This window comes from Streptomyces sp. (genome assembly GCF_031178505.1).
In the GTDB taxonomy this organism is placed as follows: Bacteria; Actinomycetota; Actinomycetes; order Streptomycetales; family Streptomycetaceae; genus Streptomyces; species Streptomyces gulbargensis.
In genome coordinates, this window is record NZ_JAPSIW010000458.1 from 1 (window position 1) to 5,764 (window position 5,764).

The 5,764-nt window shown below is 73.3% G+C and carries 3 protein-coding genes and 2 pseudogenes; 2 read left to right on the top strand and 3 right to left on the bottom strand.

What is annotated here, in order from left to right; genetic code table 11:
- Nucleotides 1-463 (top strand): annotated as a pseudogene (locus RIF68_RS25070) (LiaF domain-containing protein); the annotation flags it as partial.
- 156 nt (nt 464-619) lie between these two features.
- On the opposite strand, the pseudogene RIF68_RS25075 reads toward RIF68_RS25070, so the two are convergent.
- From RIF68_RS25075 to guaA, 3 genes and pseudogenes are all read right to left on the bottom strand, one after another.
- Nucleotides 620-1,066 (bottom strand): annotated as a pseudogene (locus RIF68_RS25075) (DoxX family protein); the annotation flags it as partial.
- Nucleotides 1,067-1,513: 447 nt separating this feature from the next.
- Nucleotides 1,514-2,758 (bottom strand): hypothetical protein, encoded by a 1,245-nt coding sequence (locus RIF68_RS25080; protein ID WP_375165736.1) that lies wholly within the window; start codon nt 2,756-2,758, stop codon nt 1,514-1,516.
- 374 nt (nt 2,759-3,132) lie between these two features.
- On the bottom strand, nt 3,133-4,734 hold the full coding sequence (guaA, locus tag RIF68_RS25085) for a glutamine-hydrolyzing GMP synthase (protein ID WP_309053568.1): 1,602 nt from the start codon (nt 4,732-4,734) through the stop codon (nt 3,133-3,135).
- A 326-nt stretch (nt 4,735-5,060) separates the two neighbouring features.
- Between guaA and RIF68_RS25090 the strand changes: the two genes are divergently transcribed.
- Nucleotides 5,061-5,420 carry a chorismate mutase gene (locus RIF68_RS25090; protein WP_309053569.1) on the top strand — a complete coding sequence of 120 codons (360 nt, stop codon included), beginning with the start codon at nt 5,061-5,063 and terminating at the stop codon, nt 5,418-5,420.
- Nucleotides 5,421-5,764 lie beyond the last annotated feature (344 nt).

The following is a 5,764-nucleotide window of genomic DNA, read 5'->3' on the forward strand; positions in this document are numbered from 1 at the left end:
GACCGGTTTCGGCACCGTCTTCCAGACCGTGTCCACGGCCCTGCTGCTCGCCGTGGCGGTGGCCCTGCCGCAGCGGATCACGACCGAGTGGGTGCGGGAGACGTGGCAGCCCACCACGGTGGGCGCGGTGCGCGCGGACTACGAGGTGGGGACCGGGGTCGGCACACTCGACCTCTCGCGCCTCGCGGTACCGGCGGGCACCACCGTCGGGACCCGGGTGAACGTCGGCGCCGGGAAGGTCGAGGTGGTCGTGCCGAAGGACGTGGTGGTGAGGCTCCGCGCCGAGGTGGGGCTCGGTGACCTGCAACTGCCCGGGCAGCCGCCCGACGACATCGACATCGCACCGGACCGGGACGAGACCCGGACGCTCGCCCCGCCGGCCGGGACCGCCCCGGCGGGCACGCTGGACCTCTCACTGGAGGTCGGACTGGGACAGGTGGAGGTCATCCGTGCTGCTTCATGAGTTCCGCCCGGGCAGGCTCGTCCTCGGCCTGACGGCCCTCACCCTCGCCGTGGTGTACGGGGGTGACGCCCTGGAGGCCTGGGCCACGCCCTGGTACGGGGTGGTTCCGGTGCTCTGCGGCGGCCTGGGTCTGGCCGGCCTGGTGACGTGGGTGGCCTATCGAATACGGCGCCGTGCGGCGAGGAGCCGGTCGAGCGAGAGCACCGGGGCGCCGGCGAGCAGCAACGGCAGCCAGGCCATCAGATAGGCGAGGTCGTTGCCCAGGTAGTAGGGAGACACCTGCCAGCTCACGGTCAGCCACAGGCTCAGTGAGATCAGCGCGCCGCCGAGCGCCGCCACCCGGGCGAAGAGGCCGAGGAGGGTCCCGATCCCGACGGCGAGCTCGCCGAGGGCGAGGGCGTGTCCGAAGCCGGCAGGACTGTGGAGGGCGAGGTCGACCAGGGCGGGCACGGCGGAGCTGTCGCGGACCCCGCGCATGGTCTCGCCGATGGATCCGGTGCCGGTGCCGGCGAGGAAGGAGGCGTCGGTCAGCTTGTCGAGACCCGCGTACACGAAGGTGACGCCGAGGAAGATCCGGAGGGGAAGGAGGGCGTAGCGGGAGGCGGTGGCCTTCCACCGGGCGAACGTGTCCCGGCGAGCCGCCGAGCCGGACGCGGAACCACCCGCCGAGCCGGACGCGGAACCACCCGCCGAGCCGGACGCGGAACCACCCGCCGAGCCGGACGCGGAACCACCCGCCGAGCCGGACGCGGAACCACCCGCCGAGCCGGTCGGGGGACCGCCTGCCGAGCCGGAGCCCAGGGCCGGGGACCCGGGGGACCCGGGGGACATCCTGCCGTCCGCTCCGTCGTTTCGCCGGTCGGCCTGTCCTGTCATCGCCGGTCACCTCTCCACTCCCCGAACGGCTCCTCGCGGAACGATTCTCTCCGCACCGGGGCCGGGGGAGCACACGGAAGGCCCCGCGCCCCACGGCTCCGGTCACCCGGCGCGCACGCAGCGTGCGGCCGGCCCGCGATCGGGCCGTCGGACGGACAGGCGGGGCGGCGGGGTTCAGTCGAGGACGTCGATGGTGACCCGGTTGGTCTCGATGCCCGCCGCCGTCACGACCGACACCTCCACGCGTCCCGGTTCGACGTCGGCCGGGAGCGGGACCGTGAGCGCGGTGTCCGTGGGGTTGGCGAAGCCGCCCGGGACCGGGACCAGGGGGACATGGGCGTGGACGGCGCCGATGCGGACGACGAGCCGGGTGAGGGGTTCCGGGGTGGCGGCACCCGGCGGGACGAAGCCGCAGCCGCGGATCTCGATGTCGTCGCCCGTGCGGATCGGGGCGTCCAGGTCGCCGGCCTCCCGGGACCGGACAACGGCGTGGATGGCGGGGCGGACGCCCTCGGTACCGGTGGCGGCGAGGTGCCAGGCGGCGGAGACGGTGAGGAGGAGCACGAGCGGCCAGGGCAGCTCGGGGAGGCCGGTCGGTGCCGCAGCGAGACGGACGCCCGCGAGGATCAGGAGGGCGCCGGAGACGAGGAGGTACTGGATGTCGGCGAGGTCGGCGCGGCCGTCGTCGTCGCAGAGGAGATCGGCGGCCCTCGGGCGGTCGGCGGGCACCTTCTGGAGGCGCCGCGCCGCGATCCGGGCGGAGACGACGACACGGGAGGTGACGGTGAGGGCCGCGACGAGGGCGAAGACGGTGAGCAGACCCGCGCCCCGGGCAGGGGCGAAGGCGGAGGCTCCGGGTGAACGGAGGGCCAGGAAGAGGAGGGTGTAGACGAGGAACAGGAGCCAGGCGGCGGCGACGGCCCGTGTGGTGGAGAGCCGGTTGTCCTCGCCGACGAGCGGTGCGAGCAGTCCGCCGCGGGCCCGGTGCAGGTGCGCGGCGCCACTGAGCAGGACGGCCAGGACCAGGGCGGTGCAGAGGCCGGCGGTACGGGCGGTGGTCCAGCCGGTTCCGACGGCGGTGAGGGCCTGGCCGAGGAGCAGGACGAGTACGGCGCCCCAGACGGTGGCGAGGCCGCCGAGGCGGACGCGGGCGAGCCGGGCCGCGCCGGCCTCGCGTCCCCGGTCGGTGACGGCCCGTGCGGACTGGGCCAGCTCGTCGGAGACCCACTGACGGGCGGCGACCGGGGAGTGGGCGACGGCGGCGGGGACGCCGTGGCCGGCGGCGAGTTCGTCGCGGCGGGCGAGGAAGGCGGCCACGGCGTCGCGGTGGCCGGCTCGCCCGCAGTGTGCGCAACCGGCGCAGGCCGCCGGGTGCGCGCCGGACCGGGCGCCGTACTGTCCCGTTTCTTGAACCGCCACGGTGCTCACTTCCCGAGCCCGTTCTTCCCCCGGGCTCACCTCGCGGCACGTGCCGGGGGTCCGAGGTGGCCCCGATCGGTCAACCGGCCGCTGATTCCCCGGAATTGTGTCGCACCCAAGGCTCCCGGCGCTGCCGCGTGCGCCCCACCGAAGGGTGATTGCCGCTCCATCCCATTGACGTACAGAAAGGTGAAGCGATGGTGTGACGACAGGAGTTCGGTTTCCGCGCGGGTGATCCCCCACTCGGGCGAGGCCCGGACGACGCCCGGAGAATGCCCCGGCCGCACCCGGAGCGGCGGGCCGGACGCGGAGAAGCCGCCGTCCCCGGGCGGCGGGCGCGCGGGGACGGCGGCTTCAGCGGCGGGCGGGAGAGGTCACTCCCACTCGATGGTGCCCGGGGGCTTGCTGGTCACGTCGAGGACGACGCGGTTGACGTCGGCGACCTCGTTGGTGATCCGGGTGGAGATCCGGGCGAGCACCTCGTACGGCAGGCGCGACCAGTCGGCCGTCATGGCGTCCTCGGAGGACACGGGACGGAGGACGATCGGGTGGCCGTAGGTGCGGCCGTCGCCCTGGACGCCCACGGAGCGGACGTCGGCGAGCAGCACGACCGGGCACTGCCAGATCTCGCGGTCGAGACCGGCCGCGGTCAGCTCCTCGCGGGCGATGGCGTCGGCCTCGCGCAGCAGGTCCAGGCGCTCCTTGGTGACCTCACCGACGATGCGGATGCCGAGGCCGGGGCCGGGGAAGGGCTGGCGCTGGACGATCTCCTCGGGCAGGCCGAGCTCCTGGCCGACCATCCGGACCTCGTCCTTGAACAGCTGGCGCAGCGGCTCGACGAGCTCGAACTCCAGGTCCTCGGGGAGGCCGCCCACGTTGTGGTGGGACTTGATGTTGGCCGTACCGGTGCCGCCGCCGGACTCGACGATGTCCGGGTAGAGCGTGCCCTGGACGAGGAAGGCGACCTCCTCGCCGTCGGCGGCGCCCTCGGCGACGATCTCGGCCTGCGCCTGCTCGAAGACGCGGATGAACTCACGGCCGATGATCTTGCGCTTGGTCTCCGGGTCGGAGACGCCGGCGAGGGCGGTGAGGAAGCGCTCCTGGGCGTCGACGACCTTCAGCTGGACGCCGGTGGCGGCCACGAAGTCCTTCTCGACCTGCTCGGTCTCGCCCTTGCGCATCAGACCGTGGTCGACGTACACGCAGGTGAGCTGGGAGCCGATGGCCTTCTGCACCAGGGCGGCGGCCACGGCGGAGTCGACGCCGCCGGAGAGACCGCAGATGGCTCGCTTGGTGCCGACCTGGGCGCGGATGGCCGCGACCTGCTCCTCGATGACGTTGCCGGTCGTCCAGGTGGGCTCGATGCCGGCGCCGCGGTAGAGGAAGTGCTCCAGGATCTGCTGGCCGTGCGTGGAGTGCAGCACCTCGGGGTGGTACTGGACGCCGTACAGCTTCTTCTCGTCGTTCTCGAAGGCGGCGACCGGCACCACGTCGGTGGAGGCGGTGACGGAGAAGCCCTCGGGGGCGGCGGAGCAGGCGTCGCCGTGGGACATCCACACGGACTGCTCGACCGGGGTGCCCTCGAAGAGGGTGGAGCCGGCCTTGGTGACGTGCAGCGGGGTACGGCCGTACTCGCGGGCTCCGGTGTTGTCGACGGTGCCACCGAGGGTGGTCGCCATCAGCTGGAAGCCGTAGCACATGCCGAAGACGGGGACGCCCGCCTCGAAGATCGCGCGGTCGAGGCGGGGGGCGCCCTCCGCGTACACGGAGGACGGGCCGCCGGAGAGGATGATCGCCTTCGGGTTCTTGGCCAGCATCTCGGCCACCGGCATGGTGGACGGGACGATCTCGCTGTAGACCCGGGCCTCACGGACACGGCGGGCGATGAGCTGGGCGTACTGGGCGCCGAAGTCGACAACGAGGACTACGTCCGGGTTGGTGACGTCGGGCGCGGCAGCGGGGGGCGCTGATGACACTACGGCGGCCTTCCGGCGGTAGGAGGGGTTCCCCGAGAGGGGCCTATTTGTCGATTCTACCGGCGCGGCCGTGAATCTTTTCGTCTCACCATCCGAACCGGGGTTGGCCCGGCGGCCGGGCGGCGGTCCATACTGTGCGCATGCGCAAGCTCTCGACCTTCGTCTTTACCTATGGCACCGGCCGGTCCGGATGCCATGGTCGTGCTGCTTGAGCAACTGACAAGCGACTTCCGAGGCGCCCCGGGCCGACAAGGCCCGGGGCGCTTCGCCGTTCCCGGGCCGTGCCGCCCCGGGGCTCCCGGTCCGATTCCGTGAGGAGCCCCACCATGAACGCCGCGACCGCCACCGCGACCGCCACCGTCTCCGCGACCGCCACCGTCTCCACCGTCACGCCCGCTTCCGCCGTCACCCCGGCCGAGAGGACCGGTGCCCGCACCGACGAGGCGGCGGCGCTGATCGGTGACGCCCGCGAACGCATCGACGCCCTCGACGACCGGATCATCGGCCTCATCCAGGAGCGGATGGCCGTCTCGGCCGTCATCCAGGAGGCGCGGATCTCCTCCGGCGGCCGCCGGGTGAACCTGGCACGCGAGATGGAGGTCCTCGGCCACTACCGCGACGCGCTGGGCAAGCCGGGTACGGCGCTGGCCATGACGATGCTGGAGCTGTGCCGGGGCCGCATCTGAGGGAGGTCCCGGATCTGAGTTCGGGCCCGCTCTCACCCGTACGGCGCGTGACCGGCGCGGAGCCCGCTTCGTTGGTCCGGGTGTCCGTGCCAGCCAGGGGCGGGCCCGTAGAAACCACGCGTGGCTTCGCTGGGGCGTGTGACGTACCTCCGGTACGTCGTGGGACCTCGCCCCAGCGCGCGTGACCGGACGGCAGGGGACAGCAGCCCGGTCACCCATAAAGAGCGGTCGGTCCCGGGGACGCCCGGGGCCGGCCGCAACCGGATCCGCCGGTCGCCGCCCCCGCGACCGCCAGCACCACTCGCACCTCGCCCGTCCGACGGAAGGCGCGGTCCGTCGACCGC